Here is a 22,754-nt window from a genome sequence, read left to right as displayed (position 1 = left end):
AATTCTCCTTTTAGTATTATCAGTATTTATTAGCCGTGCGGCTATCAGTTTCAATGGTTATTGGTTCTTTATCTGGCTGCTGGATTATCCATCTGGTGATACAGCCATTTTTTTCTATATGCATGCAGCTGCCTTGTCCGCCAATATCGGCACCAAGGTAAAAACTGATAGCGCCGGTGGGACATTCTTTCAAACAGGCGGTGCAGCCCCAGCAATCGCGTGGATAGATGATAACAGCTTTTTTATCGGGGGCGGTTTTGATTAATGAACCGGGGCAGATATCACTGCATTTACCGCAGCCGATACATCGCTGTCGGTCAATTAGTATGCTCATAATATTGACCTCGCTTTATTATCGGTCGGTAGATGATTTTTATTGTTCCATTTTCCAGACGCGAGTTGACGTATTTATAAAAAGAATTGTCGATAGTAGGATAATCGCTGTTTTCAGCAAAGCTGTGCCAGCGGGTTTCCCGGCGGGCTGTCAAGTGTTTGATAAGGAAACGGCATATTGTAAGACGGTCAAGCAGCTCATGAATGAGAATTAGTTCCCGTATGTTGCCGGCGGAGAGATTTTGAGCTGTTTCATACAGTTTTGCTATTGCTTTATAGGCAATAGTAAGACCAGCACTGTTATATTTATAATTGGTTTTTATTCCGCCGGCATAATTGTCCATATTTTTTTGCATGGCATCTTCAATATCCTGTATCGTAAAAATACCTGGTGCCGCAGTCAGGTATTTTTCTTCCTTTTGCTGATAATACTGGGCTATTTGGGTGAAATTAATGGCATTATCATCAGAAACAGCAGAGCTTTGATGATATTTAATGATATTTTCAGCAGCAATGGCAGCTTCCGCCATCGTACCGGTGACATATTTTTGCGGACAGCCGCCGGCTGTATCCCCGGCAGCAAATAATCCTTTTATTGTTGTCTGTCGCTTAGTAGATATCCAAAAACCGGCGGCTGCGTGACCACCGACTATGTATGGTTCGGTTCCTTCAATTTCCACGTTATTATGATCAGGTGTGCCCTGCTCCAGCCATCTGAGAGTCTGTGCGGGAGCCATATTCAGATAAGCTTTTTTTAAATCCAATACTTGTTTCGGAGATATTCCTCTCGTTTGCAGGTAACAAGGCCCATTGCCGGCAATGGTTTCTTCTACTGTACCGTATAATCGGTTTGAGGTCTCCATTCCATACTTTTTTTCGTATATTTCACCGCGGGAATTTATTTGTCTGGCACCGACACCTTGGGCAATGGTACCGGTAGGGGCAATTGTATCTTTGCAGCGTAAGGCAATAAAACGCATTTCCAATGTAGTCATTTCGGCACCACTGCGCATACCGGCAGCCATACCGGCACCAGTATTAAATGGGCAATACCACATTTTGTGACGAGAAAAACCGGGATTGTTGGGACGATAGATACCGGAGGCACCGCCAGTGCAGCAAAGCACCGTTTTTGCCTTTATGATATAAAGTATTGGTTTTAAGACATTGACAGCAACAGCACCATAAATAGTATTATTTTTGACAATAAAATCAATAATGCTGGTATGGTTGTAAACCTCGACTGACGGTGATTTAGTGACGGCTGCCGCTAAAATTGGTTTTATATTTTCTCCATTGATTTTTATATTGCGCGGACCTCGTTCAACATAACTGCCATCAGGATTTTTTAAAATAACTAAGCCTAAGCGTTCCAAATCGGCAGCACAATCATTGAGGCGCTGCGACATGGTGAGCAGCAGATCACCGCGGGCAATACCGGCAGCATCGTGCTCGGCATAATCAACATAGGAATCAACGGTATTACCTTTGGTTATATAAGCATTGAGGGCATTTACACCGGCAGCTAGACAGCCGCTGCGTTTTATGTGAGCTTTTTCGGCTATCAGTATATGCAGTTCAGTGCTTCGGGCAAGATTTAAGGCGGCATAGCAGCCGGCTGTACCACCGCCGGCAATTAAAACATCGGTATAAAGATATTGCAAAATTAGCTTATCCATTGATGCACCTTCTTAGATTATTACTGAATTATCGGTAGTGATGGCAGTGTTTTCTACTTCGCGAACCGAATCAGTATTGATAAGATACATTTTCCTTATAAGCACGATGACCTTTTCCTTCGGTTGCAGCAGTTCTCTGTCATTGGGCCATATTGTTTTAAGGTCAATATTATTCAGCGTGACTATTATTTCCAGATACGAACCGCGAAATGTTATTGTTTTTATGATACCGGATTCGGCACTATAGGTATTTTGGATTTGTTCTTGTAATTTGAACAGGCTGATAAATTCCGGACGGATTATTGCTGCCGGGAAATTTTTATTAAATTGAAAACCTTTAAAATTGCCATAATCATTAATGAGTGAATTTTCGCCAATAAATTGGGCAACAAATGGTGTTACCGGTTTTTTATAAATGGAGATAGGGGAGCCGCTTTGCTCAATTTTTCCGTTGTTGACAATTAGAATTTCATCAGCTGCTTCATTGGCTTCTTCTTGGTCATGAGTGACAAAAATACTGGTTATATTTAGTTCTTTTATAGTATTTTTAAGCCATTGGCGGAGTTCATGACGAACTTTGGCGTCGATAGCGGCAAATGGTTCGTCAAGCAGCAGTACTTTGGGTTCAGGAGCAATGGCACGGGCAAAAGCTATGCGCTGTTTTTGCCCACCGGATAACTGAGCCGGATATCGCCCGCTTAAACCGTCAAGACCGATCAACTTGAGTAATTCATTTACACGCTGCTTGATTTGTTCAGGAGGAAACTTTTTTACCTGCATGCCAAAGGCAATATTATCGAACACTGTCATATACCTGAACAAAGCATAGTTTTGGAAGACGAAGCCAATGCCCCGTTTGGCGGGAATAATATCATTAACACGCTGACCGTCGATAAATATATCACCGCTGTCAGGTGTTTCCAAGCCGGCCAGAATTCGCAGGATAGTTGTTTTTCCGCTGCCTGACGGACCTAAAAGAGCTGATAATGAACCCTTGGATAAAGAAAAATTGACATTATCCGAAGCTTTATATGTACCAAAACTTTTATTTACATTTCTAAACTCAATATACATATTTGTTACTCCTCAACCTGATGCCATTTATATTCAACGACATTTTTCAAAATCAGCAGAATTATTGCCAGAACAACAAGGATTGTGGATACAGCAAAGGCATCTGTCATTTTGAAATCATTGTATAAAATTTCTATTAATAATGGGAGAGTATCGGTTTTTCCCCGCAGATGGCCTGAAATAACTGATACGGCACCAAATTCTCCCATGGCACGGGCAGTACATAAAATAATACCATAAAGTAATGCCCATTTGATGTGTGGGAATGTTATCCGTAGAAAAATGGTAAGGCCACTGGCTCCCATTAGTGCGGCGGCTTCCTCTTCCTGTGTACCGCGTGAATGTAAAACAGGCATTATTGTTCGAGCGATAAAAGGCAGCGTTACGAAGATGGTCACTAAAATAATGCCGGTCACGGCGAAAACGATTTTTATATGGAAAAAATTCAATATTGGTTGAGTCCAGCCAATACGCCCAAAAGTCAAGGAGAAAATGAGCCCGGCAATAACAGGAGAAATTGTGAAAGGGATATCGATAAGTGTGGTCAAAAGCTTGCTGTGGCTGTAATGGAACCGTGTTAATGACCAGGCAGCGAACAGACCGAAGATGGTGTTGCAGAGCACTGCTGTCCCGGCAGCCAATAAAGTTAAACTTAAGGCATGCAGCGTGAATTTATCACTGATGACGGTAAAATATGGTGAAAGACCATTATGAAAAGCTTCACTGATAATAACATATAAGGGTAATATCAGCATGATAAATATAAAGATAATGCTGATGCCTATCAATAGATACCTGACAGAAAATATTTTTGACAATTTATTATCGACCTCCCCTGATAAAGCGCTGCTGATATATTTGCAATGAATTAATCGCAAACATGATAAGAAATGAAAACAGCAGCATTACTATGGCAATGGAAGTTGCTTCTGTATAATTGAATTGCTGCAGTTTAATCATTATGAGAAGTGGGACAATTTCACTTTTAAACGGCATGTTGCCGGCGATAAATATGACACTGCCATATTCTCCTACTGCACGGGCAAAAGCCAGTCCTCCTCCAAGTAATAAAGCAGGTATGAGTTCCGGTAAAATTATGCGGCGAAAGATTGTGAATTTACCTGCACCAAGCGTGTAAGCGGCTTCTTCGAAGACCGGGTCGATATTTTTTAAAACAGGCTCGACTGTCCGGACTACAAAAGGAATAGTGACGAAGATTAAAGCCATGCTGATGCCAATGGGGGAATAAGCAATCTTTATGCCTATTGGCACCAAAAACTGACCAATAAGACCGGCCGGAGAATATAATGCTGCTAAAGATATGCCGGCAACTGCTGTAGGAATGGCAAAAGGCAGTTCAATGAGTCCATCAATAAGATTTTTCCCGGGAAATTCATATCGTACAAGAACCCACGCCAGTATACTCCCAAAGCAGCAATTGATGACTGCTGCGGTGAATGCGCAGATAAAACTTACCCGATAACTGGCAATGACGCGGCTGTCAAGGATAACAGATGTAAATTTTTGCCATGTTATATCATTAGTGACAACTGCAATAGAAATAAGCGGTATCAGAATAATAAAACTTATATAAAAAATAGTTATACCCAATGACAGATTAAAACCGGGGATAATTGATACCCGGTGTTTATTTTTTTTGATAAATTTGATCAAAGATACCGCCATCCTTAAAGTGAGTTTCCTGGACTTTATTCCAGCCGCCAAATAGTGGATCGTTTATAGTGACCAACTTGATGTTTAAATCAAATGTATTGGCATACTGTTTTAAAATATTTTCATCGGTCGGTCTGTAGAAATTATCGGCAGCAATTTTTTGTGCTTCCGGAGAGTAAAGATAATTAAGATATTCTTCAGCCAATTTACGGGTTCCGTGTTCATCAGCAATTTTATCGACGACAGCAACAGAAGGCTGGGCAAGGATGCTTATTGACGGAGATACTATTTGGAATTCATCAGGATGTTCTTTTAAAGACAGATATGCTTCATTTTCCCAAGCCAGCAGCACATCCCCTTGACTGTTTTCTACGAAGGTGGTTGTCGCACCGCGCGCACCGGAGTCTAGGACAAGAACATTGTTGAAGAGTTTTTTCATGTATTTTTTCATTTGTTCTTCATTGCCCTGATAGGCATTGTTGGCATAGGCCCAAGCGGCTAAATAATTCCAGCGTGCTCCGCCGGACGTTTTAGGATTGGGTGTTATGATACTGATATCAGGTCTTATCAGATCATTCCAGTCCTTTATATTTTTGGGGTTGCCCTTACGTACTAAAAAAACAATGGTTGATGTATATGGTGAACTGTCATGTGGAAAGGAACTGAGCCAGTCTTTTTTTATGAGACCGGTTTTTTCAATGGCTGTTATATCGTACTCCAGTGCCAGGGTAACCACATCGGCATCATTACCCTCAATAACAGAGCGGGCCTGGGCCCCGGAACCGCCATGCGATTGGGTTATTGTGACAGCTTGGCCGGTTTTTTCCTGCCAGTGCTTGATAAAGGCTGCGTTATAGGCAGCGTATAGTTCTCGTGTAGGATCATATGATACATTTATGAGCTGATTATTGGAAGAGGCAGATTGTTCATCGCTTTTACATCCTGCTAAAACTGACGAAATAATAATAAAAATAGCAAATAGAATAAACTTTTTGTTCATGAAATGCCCTCCTGTTATAAAATAAAAAAAGGTCAGAGGAATTAATTTAACAATGTTAATTAATTCCTCTGACCTTTAGTTTTCTAATCAGCCAGTAATTATTATAAAGACTATACACAATAACACTATGAAACGATAAAAAATAACTATGAAGCTGATAATAACACATTAAAACTGTATCGTCAAGAGATAAGCTAAATCCGTTCATAAAAAATATTGATAAATTTATCAATAGAAGGGAACTTATCCTATTGCTGCAAAAAATTTATTAATTCCGTTGTAAATGCCTTCGGCAAATTGTTCAGAACCGTCATCAGAGGTCAAGAGTTTTTCTTCGGCAGGATTAGAAATAAAGGCTGCTTCTATTAGGGAAGCAGGCATATCAGTATGTTTTACAACATAAAAATTGCAGCTTTTAGTACCTCGATCAGGTGTATGAACTTTTTCGATGATACCCTGCCGCAGATCGTTGGCCAGCTGGCTGCTGTAGCTGCTGCCATTGCCGTAATAATATGTGGAAGTTCCATTGGCGGCACTGTCGGTAAAAGAATCATTATGAATACTGATAAAAATATCAGCGTTTGCCTTATTAGCTATATCGCAACGAGCCTGTAATTCATCTACATCACTGGCAGTAGGGGAAGCAACGGATGTATCAGTGGTACGGGTCATTATAACAGTAGCACCGGCATTTTCCAAAAGACGTTTAAGTTTAAGGGCAATTTGTAAAGTAGCATCTTTTTCCTTTCGTCCGGTATAGCCGATGGCACCGGAATCATTACCACCGTGCCCGGGGTCTATAGCAATTTTTTTACCTTTTATTCCCGGAGTAGTAAAAACTTTTGTCGGTGATGGCACTGTGGGTTTGACTGCGGACGGAACGGCCGGCGGCACTGGCGACGCAGGCTTGACAGGCAAAACGGCAGAATTATCAGGGCGGTCAGCAGATTTACCAAAATCCATTATGACACGGTAAGAGATATTACCGGACGCAAGTGAAAATACGTCATATGCATCACGTTTGAGCGAGGTGTCAACAACGATTCGAACTGTAGCATGATCAAATTGAGCGACACGAATACGATTGATGTTTTTATTATCGACGGTATATTCTTTTTGTATAGAAGGATCAAGCCATGCACCCTTTAAATCGATAACTATCCTGTTAGGTGCTGATAAACCGAATGATTCATAGTCGACTTCTTTATTAGCATCGGCAACAATACGGACTTTGTCATTATTTGAGCTTATGCGGATAGCAGTAATTTTGGCCAATGAAGATTTTTCAGCTGCAAAATTGCCGGCATAAGCTATATTGGCAAAGGATAAGATTATACATAAAAAAAGAGTCATAGTAAAAAAGCATAATGATTTGGGCAAAAAAACTCCCTCCTGTTACGATAAACTTTTAGCAGCTAATTGGCTCCGGATCAAATATTTTGAAAATGGCGGCAGATAATCAATACGTAACTAAATTTATAATCATATATTATAATATTGTACAACAAAGCAGTAAAAAAAACAAAATAAAAATCTGTGGCTTGCTATGTGTCATTTCTCTTGTATATAATAAAGATCGAGAGGAGTTTTTGATGAAAAAGACAATAGGTGATATAAAAAAGAAGACAGAACAACTGTTGCGTCCGTTTAATCATTTTTTTAATAATGAGGCAGCAAGTGGTTTTGTTTTATTACTTTGTGCTGTATTAGCAATGATTATTGCCAATACAGCATTAAATAAAACATATGAACAGATCCTGCATATGCAGTTTTCGCTGATGGGATTTAATTTATCTATACTGCATTGGGTAAACGACGGTCTTATGGCAGTATTCTTTTTTACTGTGGGAATGGAAATAAAACGGGAAGTTCTTTTTGGCGAATTGCAGTCAATATCGGCAACAATTTTACCCATCGTGGCAGCCATTGCGGGGATGATAGTTCCGGCACTATTATATTCGGCGGTAAATATTGATAGCGGAGGATTGGCCGGTTGGGGAATACCAATGTCCACTGATATTGCTTTTTCATTAGGAGTATTATCGATGGCTGCCGGAAATGTACCACGTAGTATAGCGGTCTTTTTGACAACTTTGGCAGTAGTTGATGATTTGGGAGCTATTATTGTGATAGCACTATTTTACAGTAATAGTGTTTCATTAACAGCGTTGCTATATGGACTGGCGGCTTTGGCTGCGGCACTTGCGGCAAACAAATTGGCGGTTAAAAATATTTTTATATATTTGTTTTGGGGAGTAATTGCCTGGTTTTTCTTTTATAATGCGGGAGTACATCCGACCATTGCCGGAGTGATACTGGGACTATTGATTCCTGCTGATAAAAGTCAGAATGCAGATAAATCGCTGTTACACAAATTAGAATATAAAGTGGTACCTTTTTCTACGTGGGTGGTAATGCCGATATTTGCGCTGGTTAATGCCGGAGTCAAATTGGATATGAGCAACTTTGCCAATATGGAAGGTTCATTTTTGCCAATTGCAGCAGGAATAATATTGGGATTGACAGTAGGCAAACCTTTGGGGATTTTCGGGGTAACAGCATTATTGTTTAAGTTTAAAGTGATAAAAATGCCGGAAAAAACATCTTATATCCATTTTCTAGGGGCAGGAAGTCTGGGAGGAATAGGTTTTACAATGTCCTTATTTATTGCATCATTGGCTTTTTCCGGTTCAATTGAATATCTCACAGCGGCCAAGGTAGGGATAATTATTGCATCATGCCTGTCAGGATTATTGGGAATGATAATATTAAAATTAACAAATAACATTTCAACGGTTCAAGGGTAATCGGGTTGCGCAATTGGCTGACTTATTAAATAAAATAATATAATAAACAAAATAGTTGACAGTGCAGGATTGCCGAGGTATGTAACGAATAATATTAATGATAAATAAATGCATCTATCATAATAGAAATAGTATGAATTTAGCTGTTGTTAAATTTTATTGCGTTTATATATAAGACGGTAAAGACCATATTATACGGCTGGAAAATGTTATTATAAGGGCGGTGGTCGCATTGCAAGAGAAAATTATAAAGGGTGCAGATGTAAATATAAAAGTAGTTGGTATTGGCGGCGGTGGAAACAGTGTTCTGCAGCGGATAGCCAGTGAAGGCAGTCTGGGGATGGAATTGATCGCCATAAATACTGATAAAAAACAGTTGCATACACTTGATAACCAGCAGATGAAGATTTTACCCATTGGTGAAAACGTGACCAGAGGTTTAGGCAGTGGAGGGAAGGTAGTATTAGGTCAGCAGGCAGCGCAAAAAGATGAGATATTGATAAAAAATGCCATTACAGGTGCCGATATGATTTTTCTAACAGCAGGGCTTGGCGGCGGCACGGGAACAGGTGCTATGCCAGTAATTGCTGAGATGGCTCATTCTATGGGCATATTAACAATTGGTATTGTTACCATGCCGTTTCCTTTTGAAGGTTCACGAAAAAAAAGAACAGCATTGGCCAGCATTGAACAAATGCGGCCGTTTTTGGATGCGCTGATTGATATTCAAAATGATAAGTTAATGGAATTTCAGGCTAAAGATAAACGCATATCGTTGCTTGATGCTTTTCATTTGGCTGATGGTGTTTTAAAGCAGGCCATCAGCTGTATTTCTGAGCTGATTCTTACAGTAGGAGTGATAAATGTAGATTTCGCCGATGTCAAATCGATTTTTCAGCAAAATAATAATGCTGATGCTTTATTGGGAATAGGTGAAGGTGCTACAGCGGTTAAAGCTGTTCAGGCAGCTATTGTAAGTCCATTGATTGAACGGCAGATCAGCGGGGCAAGAGGAATTATTTTAAATATAAGCGGAGATGAGTCATTAAGTCTGTATGAAGTAAATGAAGCAACAAAATTTATCTATGATAACACCAGTCCGGAAGTGAATATAATATTGGGCACGGTGATAAATTCACAATTAAAGGGTAAAGTACGGGCCACAGTTATTGCCACTGACTTTACTACAGATGATGATATGGATAAAAATCAAAAGGGATCGTATACAGATAGGGCTGCTCAGACAAAAAGTCCGGAACTTCCCGATTTTATGCGAGGAAAATCAACCGGGCCACATCATGCAGGACACTTAAATAAGGCTATTTTTGATATTGAACGGATAAATAAAGAACTTGCGGATAGGCATGACAAAAAATGAAACAGGCCTTATTTAAAAAATTAGTCATGAATGTTTGATATGTAATATTTTACTTGACATTGTACTTGTAAGTATATATAATATTTAAGTCAGCAAAAGTATTGGGGTATCGCCAAGTTGGTAAGGCACGGGATTCTGAATCCCGCATTCGTTGGTTCGAGTCCAGCTACCCCAGCCAGATGAATTTTACACCGCAGCAGCGGTGTTTTTTTATCTTTGTTGTAGTAGTATTAATAAAAAACTATTGACAAGTATTATCATACTTAGTATAATATCATAGTCGGCTCAATGAGCTGTACATCTACAAGGTTCACTAGCTCAGTTGGCAGAGCACCTGACTTTTAATCAGGGTGTCCCGAGTTCGAATCTCGGGTGAGCCACCATTGCATACAAGGCCTTCTTCCCATCGAAGAAGGCTTTTTTTATATTTATACATATTATTATAAGGTGGGATATTATGGCTGTGACGTCGATTGCGCAAGGAAATTATTCAGCGGTGAATAAGCATAGTGGGTACGATGTGACACTTTTGTCTATTGGGCATTTACTATGCGATTTTTATTGCAATTTTTTACCGATATTGATACCGCTTCTTATCGTTAATATGGGACTATCCTTGGCATTGAGCGGTATTCTGGTCATGGCTATGGCTATTACGGCAAATGTTTTGCAGCCAATATTTGGTTATTATATGGACAAATACAATTTTAATCGGTTGCTGCTGATCGTTTTACCGTTTGGAGCTGCTTTCATTTGTCTTACCAGTTTTACGGCAAGTTTTTATATATTATTGTTGTGCGTTGCTGCAAGCGGATTGGCTGCATCTGTTTTTCATCCAATGGCTACAGGGATAGTGGGGAAAATAGCTAATAAGAAAAAAATGGGATTGTCATTGTCGTTTTTTATCAGCGGCGGTAATCTGGGATTTGCATTCGCACCGATATTATTGGTTTATTTTATACAATATTATTCATTGAAAATGCTGCCGCTGTTAGTTATTCCTACACTTATCCTGAGTATATTTTATTATCAGTCAAGGCTATATAAAGTTAGTACGGTAAATAAAAGTGAGAATATAAGGTATAAATTGAACTGGCATAAATTATGGCAGAATATTCCACTGATAAAATTAAATGCAGCCATGGCAATAAGAACATGGGCGCACAGTGCCGTGACCACGTTTTTACCGACACTGCTTATTTTACAGGGATATGATAAAACAACTTCCGGATGGCTGCTGACACTTTTTCTTATAGGCGCGGCAGTTGGCGGTATGTTCGGCGGTATTTTAAATGATCATATCGGGCAGAAAAAAGTCATTGGACCATCAATGCTGATTGCTGTTTTTCCGGCAATATATTTTTTTACAGCAGAAACTGTTGATGCTGTGTCAATTTTTGCTCTTATAATGACAGGTTTCTTTATTCAAGCAGCACATCCTTGCTCAGTAATATGGTGCCAAAAGTTTTTGCCGGATAATCCTAACCTGGCATCGGGCCTAATGTTGGGATTGTCTTTCGGTTTGGGAGGAATTGGCGCTGCTTTAACGGCAATTGCCGCTGAATATATAGGATTGAGGGCAGCATTGCTGATAACGGTGCTGATGCCTTTGGCGGGGGCGTTACTGATTTATTACATACCAGAGCAGCCACCATGGCAGTTGCAGCCAAAACAGTAAAATATATGACAACGGGACTACCGCATGCAGTAGTCCCGTTGATTTGGTAATAATAAAATATTTAAAGTGTGGTTAGAATAAATTCTCCCATGCCATTGATGCGATAGTCACCCAGACCGGCGGGAACAAATAGACTATCGCCTTTTTTTAATGTCATACTTTCATGTGGAGAATCGAGACATATCTCACCGTTGAGAATGATCAATGAATGAAATGAAGTATTATCGGCACATAGACTGCAATTGCCGGATAAGTCGAAATGATAAACAGAAAATAAGGCGCATTGCGACAATAAATCTATTTTATAATCCGAAAAAATATCAACAGTACCTATTTCGCCGATCTTATGTGTTGGCGGTTTAAGGTTGGTCACCGTCAAAGCCTTAGCAATATGCAGTTCACGCGGTTTACCATCGGTTCCCACTCTTCCATAGTCATAAACACGATAAGTGGTATTGGAATTTTGCTGTATTTCAGCAATTAAAATGCCTTTGCCGATAGCATGCAGTGTTCCTGAATTGATAAAAAATACATCGCCTTTTTTGACAGGAACCTGATTGCATACATCTAGTAAAGTGTTGTCATTGATGCGGCGCTCAAATTCGTCACGAGTGATTTCATTTTTAAACCCATATATTAGTTTGGCATCAGGTTCAGCATCAACAATATACCACATTTCTGTTTTACCCGGTTCACCTTCTACAGCCTGGGCATAAGCATCATCGGGATGGACCTGTACGGAAAGATTATCATGGGCATCGATCAGCTTGATAAGCAATGGAAAATAATCAATACAGGCAGCTTTGCTACCGATGACTTCCTTACCGGATGCTTCAAGATATTCCGGCAATGTTTTACCAGCAAAAGAACCGTTTTCAATTGTATTGGCACCAGCCTTATGACAGGAAAGTTCCCAGCTTTCAGCAACTTTTTGCAATGATGTTTCTTTCCCATACTCGGTTTTCAGACGCGTACCGCCCCATAGGTAATCTTTTAGGGGTGATTTCAATTTTAATGGATATAACATGATCATTCACCTCGTATAATTTATATATACATAATACAACGAATAATCGGTTTGGTCTATAATAATTACACAGAAAGATAAAAAACGAGCAGCTATTCTTTCAGGTGTAAACTAAAATAATAAAATTAAAATACATTATCAAATAAAAATATTATAATAATTAGATATAAATTATATTGTGATGAGTTAATGAATAAAAAGTTCTTATTTTAGTATTAGTTATTTCCATATTTTAAATAATTTATAACAAAAAACATATTTTTTTATTATAAAAACAAAATAAACATCCGTTTTTTCTAATAGTAATCGATAAAATCCTAAACTTTTTTCTTGACTAGTGTATACTTGCAAACTATAATGTATTTATCGCAATAATAGAGGAATATTTTTAGGAGGATATTTTATGAATTTAAAAATGAAGCGCTTAAAGATTGCCGGTGTGCTTTTGGGTGCTGCTGTGATGGCAACGGCCTTTGCCGGTTGTGGTGATCAAAAGAGTGCTGCGGATAGTGATACAATTAAAATCGGTGCTAATTTTGAACTTACCGGGAATGCAGCTAATTATGGTTCGTCAGCGCTGGATGGCTTGCGTTTGGCAGTTAAAGAGGCTAATGATGCCGGCGGTATTGACGGTAAAAAACTTGAGTTGGATGAAGTCGATTGTAAATCGGAAGCCTCGGAAGCGGCTAATGCAACTACTAAGTTGGTGACTGATAAGGTCGTTGCCATTGTTGGACCGGCTACTACCGGAGATGTTCTGGCGGCTTCACCAATAGTTACCGACAGCAAAATTCCGCTTATTGCACCTGCTGCTACCAGTTCCAAAGTCACAGTTGATGACAATGGCAAAGTACAGCCGTTTATTTTCCGCAGCTGTTTTATTGATCCGCAGCAAGGTGAAGTAATGGCCACATTCGCTTCTAAAACACTGCATGCCAAAACAGCTGTTATATATGCCGATTCCAGTACTGACTATTCTAAGAGCTTAAGCAAGGTTTTCAAAGAAAAGTTTGAGGCAGACGGTGGTCAGGTTCTGGACGAAGAAGCTTTTGTGCAAAAAGATCAGGATTTTAAAACAACACTTACAAAAATAAAAGCAGCTAATCCTGATGTTGTATTTATCCCGGCTTATTATGAAGAAGTTGGCAAAATTGTTAAACAGGCCCGTGAAATGGGAATAACTGTTCCGCTTTTGGGAACAGATGGCTGGGATGATAGTAAAGTAATTGATATAGCGGGAAAAGATGCTCTTAATAATACTTTCTACAGTACTCATTATTCTGACCAGGATAAGGATGTACAAGGTTTTATAAAACTATTTAAACAAGAAAATGACGGTAAGGATCCAAACGTTTTTGCAGCGCTGGGCTATGATGCTGGTAAGATGCTTATTGAAGCTATTAAACAGGCTAAGAGTGCTGATCCGCAAAAAATACGTGATGCATTGGAAAACTTGAAGGATGTTCAAGTCGGTACAGGGATCATCAGTATGAATAAAGATCATAATCCAATAAAATCAGCAGTAATAATAGAATTAAAAGACGGCAACAAAGTTATGAAGGAAAAAATTGCTCCGGAAAATTAATTAAGCCCATAAAAATCGGATCCGTTGACAGCAGCAAATCTGATTTTACCAAGAAGAATACGTGTCAGATATGTTGACAATTATACAAAATTTAACATATAATATTAACTATAATATTTATAATTGACAATGTTTATTGCGCGCTCAACGGTGAGCTTTTTAGGTGAAGCACGGGTTGAATAAAACCTTTAGCTGGTCGGCTAAGGGTTTTATTTTTGCCCGGATTTATTATAAGTAAGGCCGATGACATTAAGATGGCAGTTTATCGAATTATCGGTAAAAATTAATTAAGGTCAAATATTTTGATAATCTAAATATTGAATGGAGGATTTTTTATGGGTATCATGGATCAGTTTTTGCAACAGCTGATTAACGGAATATCATTGGGCAGCATATATGCATTAATTGCATTAGGATACACCATGGTATACGGAATTATTAAGCTGATAAATTTTGCACATGGTGATATTTATATGGTTGGTGCGTATATCGGCTTTTTTTGCATAACTATACTTCATTGGCCGGTGCTGCCAGCATTGGTGGCATCGATGATATTGACAGGTATTTTGGGGATGCTTGTGGAAAGATTTGCTTATCGTCCACTGCGTTCGGCACCGCGTATATCGGTGCTGATAACGGCGATCGGCGTATCATTTTTTCTTGAATATACGATGATGTATTTTGTTACACCACAGCCGCGGACATTTCCCAGCGTGCTGGAAGATGCAGCTTATCATTTTGGCCCGTTTGTGGTAAACAACCAACAGATAATGATTTTTGCGATAACGATAATTCTTATGGCTATATTGACTTATATAGTCCAGTATACTAAGGTCGGCAAGGCTATGCGGGCAGTTTCATTTGATACTGAAACTGCACAGCTTATGGGGATAAATGCCAATAGAATAATTTCGGTAACTTTTGGTATTGGATCAGCATTAGCGGCTGCTGCCGGTGTTTTAGTCGGTATCTATTATAACTCTATAGATCCACTGATGGGTATAATGCCTGGTTTAAAAGCGTTTGTTGCTGCTGTATTAGGCGGAATAGGAATTTTACCGGGGGCTGCCGCCGGTGGAATTATTTTGGGAATAATAGAAGCACTGGTCAGCGGGTTTATTTCGTCTACATTCCGTGATGCCGCAGCATTTGCCATTTTAATATTGGTGCTGTTGTTTAAACCGTCAGGACTGCTTGGCAAGAATACGAACGAGAAAGTGTAGGTGTGATAAATGAATGCATTGCGTAAAGCGGATTTAAAAGCAATAATTATCAGCCTAGTTGTTTTTGTGGTGTTACAGGCATTGCTGTCAACAAATTCTCTGGATGCTTTTTGGCAGCTCAATATAATTTTGATTTGCATCAATATAATATTGTCCGTCAGCCTTAATTTAATAAATGGCTATACCGGACAATTTTCCTTGGGACATGCGGGCTTTATGGCTATAGGAGCATATACCGGTGCAGTATTGTCGGTTAATTTTCATATGCCATTTATTGTTAGTTTAATTACTTCTTTTGTGACAGCGGCAATTATTGGGGGCCTGATTGGTCTGCCAACGATGAGGCTGAGTGGAGATTATCTGGCAATAGCAACATTGGGGCTGGGAGAAATAATCCGCATTGTTATAATGAACGTCAACTACGTCGGTGGTGCGGCTGGCTTTATGGGGATACCAAGGCATACTAATTTTGCTTGGGCCTTTTTTGTAATGTTGTTTGTACTGTTTTTTATAAAGAATTATGTCAATTCATCTTATGGACGTGCTTGTGTGGCAATTCGTGAAAATGAAATAGCTGCCGAAGCCATGGGTGTGAATACAACTAAATATAAAGTACTGGCATTTACTATTGGAGCCGGATTTGCCGGAGTGGCTGGCTGTCTCTTTGCCCATACTTTTTATATTATTCATCCGTCTTCATTCACTTTCCTGGCGTCATTCAACTATTTAATTATGGTTGTAATGGGCGGTATGGGATCAATAACGGGGTCTATAGCAGGGGCGTTTATTTTGACTACGGTTTCAGCACTGCTGTCTAATTGGCCTGAACTGAGGATGAGCATCTATGCACTTATTTTGATTGCACTTATGTTTTATCGCCCACAGGGGTTGTTTGGTAATATTGAAATTACCAGTTTGCCTGTTTTTAAGCGCTTTAAGGGAGGTAAACAAAAATGAGTGTATTGCTAGAAGCTAAGAATGTGTCAAAAATGTTTGGCGGTTTAAAAGCGGTCAGTAATTTCAATATGACGATAGACAAAGGTGAGCTCGTTGGGTTGATAGGACCGAATGGAGCGGGTAAAACCACGGCATTTAATTTGTTTACCGGGGTTTATCAGCCGACTACAGGAATAATTTCACTTGACGGGCAGAGTTTAGCCGGTATGAAACCGTCTCAGATAACACAGCGCGGCATTGCCCGTACTTTTCAAAATATACGGTTGTTTTCTGAACTTACAGTATTAGATAACGTAAAAATTGCCTATCATACACATTTAAATTATAATTTAATTGAAGCTGTACTGCGTGTCGGTAGATATATGAAACAAGAACGGGAAATTGAGGATAATGGCAGGGAACTGTTGAAAATATTCAAGCTGGAAGATAAGGCTGGTGAAATTGCAAAAAACCTGCCTTACGGGGCGCAGCGCCGTCTGGAAATAGCCCGTGCTTTGGCAACCCGACCCAAATTGTTGCTGCTTGATGAACCGGCAGCAGGAATGAACCCTCAGGAAACTAAAGAACTTATGGATATGATCAGATGGATAAGAAAAGATTTTGCACTGTCAATCCTTCTTATTGAACATGATATGAGTCTTGTAATGGGGATATGTGAACGCATATATGTGCTGGAGTACGGCTCGATTATAGCGCAGGGTATTCCTGATGAAATAAAGAAAAATCCGGAAGTCATCCGTGCTTATCTTGGTGGGGAGGCTTAATAATGGGTATAATGTTGAAAATTGACAATATAAATGTTTATTATGGTGCAATTCATGCAATTAAAGGAATTAGTCTTGAAGTAGACAAGGGGGAAATAGTAACGCTTATCGGAGCTAATGGTGCCGGTAAATCAACCACATTGCGCACTATTTCCGGGTTGTTAAAACCGCGCACCGGTAAGATTTCTTTTGAAGATAAAATTATAAGCGGCATGCCGGCTCATAGAATCGTTGAATGCGGTGTATCACAGGTACCAGAGGGACGACGAATTTTTGCTAATATGACAGTAATGGAAAATTTGGAACTGGGCGCGTATATCAGAAAAGACAAAAATGCGATACAAAATGATTTAAAACGAGTGTTCAAACATTTTCCGCGTTTAGCAGAACGTAAAAAACAAGAAGCCGGGACCCTTTCCGGCGGCGAGCAGCAGATGCTGGCGATGGGGCGTGCCCTTATGAGCAGTCCGCGCTTGCTGTTGCTGGATGAACCGTCAATGGGTCTGGCACCACTTTTAATAAAAGAAATTTTTGCTATAATAAAGGACATCAATGAAGCAGGAACTACGATACTGCTTGTAGAACAAAATGCTAATATGGCATTGTCAATTGCCAATCGTGCTTATGTTTTGGAAACGGGGAAAATCACATTAAGCGGTGATGCAAAAGAACTCGCAGCCAGCGAAGAAGTACGTAAGGCATATCTTGGTGGATAGCTGGCAGTGATTAATGAAGGGGGTAATAATGTGTTTGTAGGAAATTATATGACTAAGAATCCGATTACTGTTTCTCCGGCTACATCAGTCGATGAAGCAGCAGGTCTTATGAAAATGAATCATTTTCGTCGGCTTCCGGTGCTAAAAGATGGAAATTTGGTCGGTATTATAAGTGACCGTGATATTTCCCGTATTGCACCGTCACCGGCTACTACTCTGGCTAAATATGAAATAAACTCTCTGTTGGCGCAAATGACGGTCAATGATATAATGTCAACACCGATTGTTTCGGTCTGCGATGATGCTACGGTCGAAGAAGCAGCATTGCTCATGTGTAATAATAAAATTGGCGGCTTGCCGGTTGTAAGCAGTATTGGGGTCCTGGTGGGGATAATTACAGAAACCGATATTTTTAGGGTACTAGTGAAGGTAATGGGACTGGCCAGCGGGAAGACACGGTTTACGCTTGATTTTAAAGATAAGATCGGTGCAACAAAAGAAATTTCAGATGTGTTTGCCAAACATAACCTCAACATTGACAGCTTTGTTTCATTTAATACACCGAATGGTGATTCTCAGGCTATAATACGTGGGTCTTTTTCTAATGTAGATGAAATAAAGGCAGATTTGGAAAAAGCCGGTTACACAGTCAGCCATGTTACTGAATTGGGAGGGTCCCATAAGTAAAACTTTACATTTGTAAGGTTACGTGATAAGATACAGGAGATGTCGATTAATCTGCGGATTTGCTATTCCGCAGATTAATTTTTTATATTTAGCATAATTTGGGAAGGTTTTTTTATGGATTTGGCAGAAAGTGATGCACTTAAACGTCGTACGGCGTATTTATCAATAATATCGAATACTGTATTAGTAGTATTAAAATTGCTTGTTGGAATTTACGTGGGAGCAATGAGTCTCATATCTGAGGCAATGCATTCCGGAGTGGATTTGATAGCGGCTTTGATAGCTTTTTGGGCGGTGCGTAAAGCTATGATACCGCCTGACCAAAAGTATGATTATGGGTATGGCAAGTATGAAAATCTGTCATCAGCAATAGAGGCAATGCTGATAGTGGGGGCGGCCTTGATGATAATTTATGAGGCTTTTACAAAACTGCATTCACCGGTTGCTATGCAAAACCTGGAATATGGTATAGCAATAATGGGTATATCAATTGCCATAAATATACTTGTCTCCCGCCGTCTTATTTATGTTGCCAAGAAAGCCGACTCTCAGGCTTTAGAAGCTGACGGACTGCATTTACAGTCGGATGTATGGACATCAGTCGGTGTATTGACCGGATTGTTTGGCATGCAGATATTGGGCTGGTACTGGCTGGATCCTGTTGTAGCTGTGGCAGTGGCTTTAATAATATTTCGGGCCGGATATAAAATGATCGTGAAAAGTGCCCGAGATCTGACAGATGCCAGTTTGTCGGCAGAATATGAAAAAAAGATTTGTGCTATATTTATGAACTACAAAGAAGTGCTTGGTTATCATAATCTGCGGACACGTTCAGCGGGAGCTTATAAAATGATTGATGTTCACTTGAATTTTGACAGCAGTATGAAGCTGGGCGATGTTCATGCTGTTTGTGATAAAATTGAATTGGCAATAAAGAAAAGTATGGGACCGACTGTTGATGTGGTGATTCATCCTGAACCGGTGGAACTGGTAGTGGAAAATACTTGTAAAGTCAAGCTTACTAAATAAGTGGGGAGAATATAGAATGGATAAGGCTGAATATGAAAAAGGCACCATAGTAAAAATGAAAAAAAAGCATCCTTGCGGCAGTGACGAGTGGGAAATACTGCGGGTAGGCATGGACTTTGGCATAAAATGCTGCGGCTGTGGACATTTTGTCATGATGCCACGTCCCAAATTCGAAAAAATGGTAAGGGCAATTGTAAGACTTCCCCGCGATGATGGATAGATGGATAATTAAAATCTTTCCCATGATAAGGTCAAAGATGATTATAAGTTGAATTTTGGATGTATATATGATATAATTTGATTGTTTTTGACGATGGAGAGGTGTCCGAGTGGTCGAAGGTGATTGACTCGAAATCAATTGTACCGCAAGGTACCGTGGGTTCGAATCCCACCCTCTCTGCCATAGTAAAATCAAGGCTTTGCAAATTTTGCAGAGCCTTTTATTTTTTTATTAATAAATACCAATATTTTACTATTAGCAAGTTTTTAAAAGGTGAAAATAAGACGCGACTAAAAGTAAAGTTACGTAGAAATAAAAAAGTTCTGCACCACAGGAATAGATGCAGGACAAGAGTAAGGTAATACAAGCACTTTAAAAGGTTGTTTTCCAGGCAATGCTATTTAGGTAGTAAAACGAACCCCCATATTAAATGCATTTTTACAATCTTGCGGGAATTGTTTTGTTCTTACGGCGTGTTTTTTTCTTTCGTCAAATATTGGAGCAAAATATTTGGAATAATCATTGAATTGATAGGTATCATTTGAAAGCAAATTTTCACATGAACCAAAAACGTTTGTCAGATAAAGAGTTATTGATTTTAGTTCATTTTCGTATGATGCTGCAAATTGTTCATGCGTTGCATTCATAGTGTAAATCAGGCCTACGCGTATTTTTTTAGGGAAAAGAGTTGAGTGCTTTTGATCATAAACAAGATATTGAAAAATAAGTCTTTCTAAAAATGCTTTCATGGAACTGGTAATAGAATGTAGATATATAGGTGATCCAAGCACAATAGCGTCAGCATTAGCAATTGTTTCCATAATAGGAGTCAAATCATCTTTTAGTGCGCATTTGCCATAACTTTTACCATTGATTAATTTGCAGGCAAAGCAACTTATACAGCCCTTGTAGTTTAAATCATATAAGTTTACCATGGTTGTAGCAGCCCCCTTAGAGGCTGCCCCTTCAAGGACTTTTTTAAGTAGAATAGCAGTGTTGTTATTTTTTCTGGGGCTGCCATTAATAGCCAGTATATGCATAAAATAACCTCCATCATAATATAATAAATTTTATATAATAAATTATATATCAATATATGAGGATATATAAGTACGCACTTATTTGATATTTAGTAACTATAAAGTATAGTGGGTAGTGTCAAGATAAATGTATAAACATCTCTGCAAGTATTCCGTACTGTTCTTACCGATTAGGATTTGTCCGTCAAACCACTTTCGGCTGTATTGTTTGGTGTAATAATGGGAACGATGGGTGTCTTTGATTTTGGCGGGCCAGTTAATGAGGTCGTTTCATTATTCGCTGATGGTTTATTATTGCAAGGAATATGCGGATCAGAAGCAATAAAAATCTGTGCATCTATGATACCGCCATTTGGTGTAACTCTTTCATGGTTAATGCATTATAAAAAGCTGTCACACTCTTGCAGAAAAATAATACAATCCCTCCAGATGAGACAATGTCTTTTTCATTATTATATGTATAGATGACATATTAGGATTTGCAGAGTTATTATTAAAATATTTCTGTATTTTGATAATAACTCAGTTGCTAAAGAGGACCTTTCTTAAATAAAAGCAAGGAATGTTCATTTCTAAATTTAGTTATATGATATATTTACTTTAGACCGATAAGGGTTTTTATTAAATTTAGTAATGAATGGGGTTAAAGAATGATAAAGCGGAGAGTTGTTATTACAGGCATGGGAGCAATTACTTCACAAGGTGTTGGTGTATCCGAAATCTGGGAAAAAATAAAAAAAGGTATATCTGGTATTAGCCGAATTGAAAAAATTGATATAGAAAAATTTCCATGTAAAAATGCCGCGGAAATAAAGATGTTCAATGCACAGGATTTTATTAGTAAAAAAAATGCGAATCATATGGATTTATTTATACAATATGCTTTAGCTGCTGCTGATTTAGCCATGAATGATAGTAGTTTTGATATGACTGATATAGACAGAAGAAGAGCAGGTTCTATTATTGGTACTGGTATTGGCGGCATAGGAACGATTGAGAGGCAATATGCAATTTTACAAAATAAAGGTATCAATAGAATCAGTCCTTTCCTTATTCCAATGATGCTTCCTAATATGGCGAATGGGCAAATTGCGATAAAATATGGTCTGGAAGGTTTTTCCGAATGTATTGTTACCGCGTGTGCGTCCTCAAATAACGCTATTGGTGATGCATATCAATTGATTCGTGATGATAAAATGGATTTTATGCTGGCTGGAGGAGCAGAAGCACCAATCACTGAGTTGACTATAGCAGGTTTCACGGCAATGAAAGTTATGTCACAAGTGGAAGAAGCATCACTTGCAAGTCGCCCGTTTGATCTTTTGCGAGATGGATTTGTTATAGGTGAAGGTGCGGCAATAATTGTTTTAGAAGAATTGGAACATGCCCGTGGCCGTGGAGCGAATATAATAGCAGAAATAATTGGATATGGTTGTAATAACGATGCTTTTCATATTACAGCTAATAAACCAGAGGGAATAGCTGACTGCATGAGAAGTGCACTGGCTGATGCAGAAATTGTACCGAATGAAGTTGATTATATAAATGCACATGCAACATCGACACTTTTAGGTGACAAAAATGAATCTGCGGCAATAAAAATGATTTTTGCTGACTATGCAAGAAAAATAGCAATAAGCTCGACAAAATCAATGACAGGACATTTACTGGGAGCGGCAGGAGGTATCGAAACTATATTAACGGCAAAAGCGATACAAGAGCAGTATTTGCCGCCGACGATTAATTATAAAACGAAAGACCCGGATTGTGATTTAGATTATGTTCCCAATAATGGACGACATCAGAAATGTTCTACTGCATTAACAAATTCTTTTGGGTTTGGCGGGCAAAATGCTGTATTGGTACTTCGTAAGATTTAAAAG

General features: G+C 39.0%; 21 protein-coding genes and 3 tRNA genes. 15 read left to right on the top strand and 9 right to left on the bottom strand.

Annotation, left to right across the window (positions count from 1 at the left end; genetic code table 11):
• Window positions 1–19 precede the first annotated feature (19 nt).
• From F8M42_RS12265 to F8M42_RS12235, 7 genes are all read right to left on the bottom strand, one after another.
• Complete coding sequence (locus tag F8M42_RS12265) at window positions 20–334, bottom strand: 4Fe-4S dicluster domain-containing protein (RefSeq protein WP_182186988.1); 315 nt, start codon at window positions 332–334, stop codon at window positions 20–22.
• Window positions 318–2,012: an adenylyl-sulfate reductase subunit alpha gene (locus tag F8M42_RS12260; RefSeq protein ID WP_182186986.1), complete on the bottom strand. Its 1,695-nt coding sequence runs from the start codon at window positions 2,010–2,012 to the stop codon at window positions 318–320. Before F8M42_RS12260 ends, F8M42_RS12265 begins: the two co-directional genes overlap by 17 nt.
• Window positions 2,013–2,024: 12 nt before the next feature.
• Window positions 2,025–3,086 carry a sulfate/molybdate ABC transporter ATP-binding protein gene (locus F8M42_RS12255; protein ID WP_182186984.1) on the bottom strand — a complete coding sequence of 354 codons (1,062 nt, stop codon included), beginning with the start codon at window positions 3,084–3,086 and terminating at the stop codon, window positions 2,025–2,027.
• A gap of 5 nt (window positions 3,087–3,091) precedes the next feature.
• Window positions 3,092–3,904: a sulfate ABC transporter permease subunit CysW gene (cysW, locus tag F8M42_RS12250; RefSeq protein ID WP_196595261.1), complete on the bottom strand. Its 813-nt coding sequence runs from the start codon at window positions 3,902–3,904 to the stop codon at window positions 3,092–3,094.
• Between the two features lie 4 nt (window positions 3,905–3,908).
• Window positions 3,909–4,760 carry a sulfate ABC transporter permease subunit CysT gene (gene cysT, locus F8M42_RS12245; RefSeq protein WP_229711351.1) on the bottom strand — a complete coding sequence of 284 codons (852 nt, stop codon included), beginning with the start codon at window positions 4,758–4,760 and terminating at the stop codon, window positions 3,909–3,911.
• A complete protein-coding gene (locus F8M42_RS12240) occupies window positions 4,735–5,760 on the bottom strand; it encodes a sulfate ABC transporter substrate-binding protein (RefSeq protein ID WP_182186980.1) in 1,026 nt (341 codons plus the stop codon). Before F8M42_RS12240 ends, cysT begins: the two co-directional genes overlap by 26 nt.
• Before the next feature lie 243 nt (window positions 5,761–6,003).
• Window positions 6,004–7,140, bottom strand: a complete 1,137-nt coding sequence (locus F8M42_RS12235; protein ID WP_229711350.1) for an N-acetylmuramoyl-L-alanine amidase — start codon at window positions 7,138–7,140, stop codon at window positions 6,004–6,006.
• Between the two features lie 212 nt (window positions 7,141–7,352).
• Between F8M42_RS12235 and nhaA the strand changes: the two genes are divergently transcribed.
• From nhaA to F8M42_RS12210, 5 genes are all read left to right on the top strand, one after another.
• The gene (gene nhaA, locus F8M42_RS12230) at window positions 7,353–8,567 is read left to right on the top strand and encodes a Na+/H+ antiporter NhaA (protein WP_182186978.1); all 1,215 of its coding nucleotides are present in this window, start codon (window positions 7,353–7,355) and stop codon (window positions 8,565–8,567) included.
• A 232-nt stretch (window positions 8,568–8,799) separates the two neighbouring features.
• Complete coding sequence (gene ftsZ, locus F8M42_RS12225) at window positions 8,800–9,945, top strand: cell division protein FtsZ (protein WP_182186976.1); 1,146 nt, start codon at window positions 8,800–8,802, stop codon at window positions 9,943–9,945.
• Between the two features lie 102 nt (window positions 9,946–10,047).
• Window positions 10,048–10,123, top strand: a tRNA-Gln gene (locus tag F8M42_RS12220).
• Window positions 10,124–10,252: 129 nt separating this feature from the next.
• Window positions 10,253–10,328, top strand: a tRNA-Lys gene (locus F8M42_RS12215).
• 74 nt (window positions 10,329–10,402) lie between these two features.
• Window positions 10,403–11,623, top strand: coding sequence for an MFS transporter (locus F8M42_RS12210; protein ID WP_182186974.1), 1,221 nt, complete (start codon window positions 10,403–10,405; stop codon window positions 11,621–11,623).
• A 61-nt stretch (window positions 11,624–11,684) separates the two neighbouring features.
• On the opposite strand, the gene F8M42_RS12205 is transcribed toward F8M42_RS12210, so the two are convergent.
• Complete coding sequence (locus tag F8M42_RS12205; RefSeq protein WP_182186972.1) at window positions 11,685–12,650, bottom strand: type I phosphomannose isomerase catalytic subunit; 966 nt, start codon at window positions 12,648–12,650, stop codon at window positions 11,685–11,687.
• A gap of 403 nt (window positions 12,651–13,053) precedes the next feature.
• On the opposite strand from F8M42_RS12205, the gene F8M42_RS12200 reads away from it, so the two are divergent.
• From F8M42_RS12200 to F8M42_RS12160, 9 genes are all read left to right on the top strand, one after another.
• The gene (locus F8M42_RS12200) at window positions 13,054–14,235 is read left to right on the top strand and encodes an ABC transporter substrate-binding protein (protein WP_182186970.1); all 1,182 of its coding nucleotides are present in this window, start codon (window positions 13,054–13,056) and stop codon (window positions 14,233–14,235) included.
• A gap of 335 nt (window positions 14,236–14,570) precedes the next feature.
• Window positions 14,571–15,458: a branched-chain amino acid ABC transporter permease gene (locus F8M42_RS12195; protein ID WP_182186968.1), complete on the top strand. Its 888-nt coding sequence runs from the start codon at window positions 14,571–14,573 to the stop codon at window positions 15,456–15,458.
• A 9-nt stretch (window positions 15,459–15,467) separates the two neighbouring features.
• Window positions 15,468–16,415 carry a branched-chain amino acid ABC transporter permease gene (locus F8M42_RS12190; protein WP_182186966.1) on the top strand — a complete coding sequence of 316 codons (948 nt, stop codon included), beginning with the start codon at window positions 15,468–15,470 and terminating at the stop codon, window positions 16,413–16,415.
• Window positions 16,412–17,179, top strand: a complete 768-nt coding sequence (locus tag F8M42_RS12185) for an ABC transporter ATP-binding protein (RefSeq protein WP_182186964.1) — start codon at window positions 16,412–16,414, stop codon at window positions 17,177–17,179. The genes F8M42_RS12190 and F8M42_RS12185 overlap by 4 nt, the downstream gene beginning before the upstream one ends.
• A gap of 11 nt (window positions 17,180–17,190) precedes the next feature.
• A complete protein-coding gene (locus tag F8M42_RS12180) occupies window positions 17,191–17,895 on the top strand; it encodes an ABC transporter ATP-binding protein (protein WP_182188748.1) in 705 nt (234 codons plus the stop codon).
• 30 nt (window positions 17,896–17,925) lie between these two features.
• Complete coding sequence (locus F8M42_RS12175; RefSeq protein WP_182186962.1) at window positions 17,926–18,582, top strand: CBS and ACT domain-containing protein; 657 nt, start codon at window positions 17,926–17,928, stop codon at window positions 18,580–18,582.
• Window positions 18,583–18,702: 120 nt separating this feature from the next.
• Entirely contained in the window at window positions 18,703–19,611 is a 909-nt protein-coding gene (locus F8M42_RS12170; protein ID WP_407672877.1) for a cation diffusion facilitator family transporter, read from the top strand.
• A 16-nt stretch (window positions 19,612–19,627) separates the two neighbouring features.
• A complete protein-coding gene (locus F8M42_RS12165) occupies window positions 19,628–19,831 on the top strand; it encodes a DUF951 domain-containing protein (protein ID WP_182186958.1) in 204 nt (67 codons plus the stop codon).
• Window positions 19,832–19,926: 95 nt separating this feature from the next.
• Window positions 19,927–20,014 (top strand) — tRNA-Ser (locus F8M42_RS12160).
• 218 nt (window positions 20,015–20,232) lie between these two features.
• Here the strand turns inward: F8M42_RS12160 and F8M42_RS12155 are convergent.
• Window positions 20,233–20,871: a flavodoxin family protein gene (locus tag F8M42_RS12155; RefSeq protein ID WP_182186956.1), complete on the bottom strand. Its 639-nt coding sequence runs from the start codon at window positions 20,869–20,871 to the stop codon at window positions 20,233–20,235.
• Window positions 20,872–21,524: 653 nt separating this feature from the next.
• On the opposite strand from F8M42_RS12155, the gene fabF reads away from it, so the two are divergent.
• Window positions 21,525–22,751 (top strand): beta-ketoacyl-ACP synthase II, encoded by a 1,227-nt coding sequence (gene fabF / locus F8M42_RS12150; protein ID WP_182188747.1) that lies wholly within the window; start codon window positions 21,525–21,527, stop codon window positions 22,749–22,751.
• The last annotated feature ends 3 nt before the right edge of the window (window positions 22,752–22,754 follow it).

The organism is Pectinatus frisingensis (assembly GCF_014076555.1).
GTDB classification, from domain to species: Bacteria; Bacillota; Negativicutes; order Selenomonadales; family Selenomonadaceae; genus Pectinatus; species Pectinatus frisingensis.
This window is presented reverse-complemented; position numbering and strand designations above follow the sequence as displayed.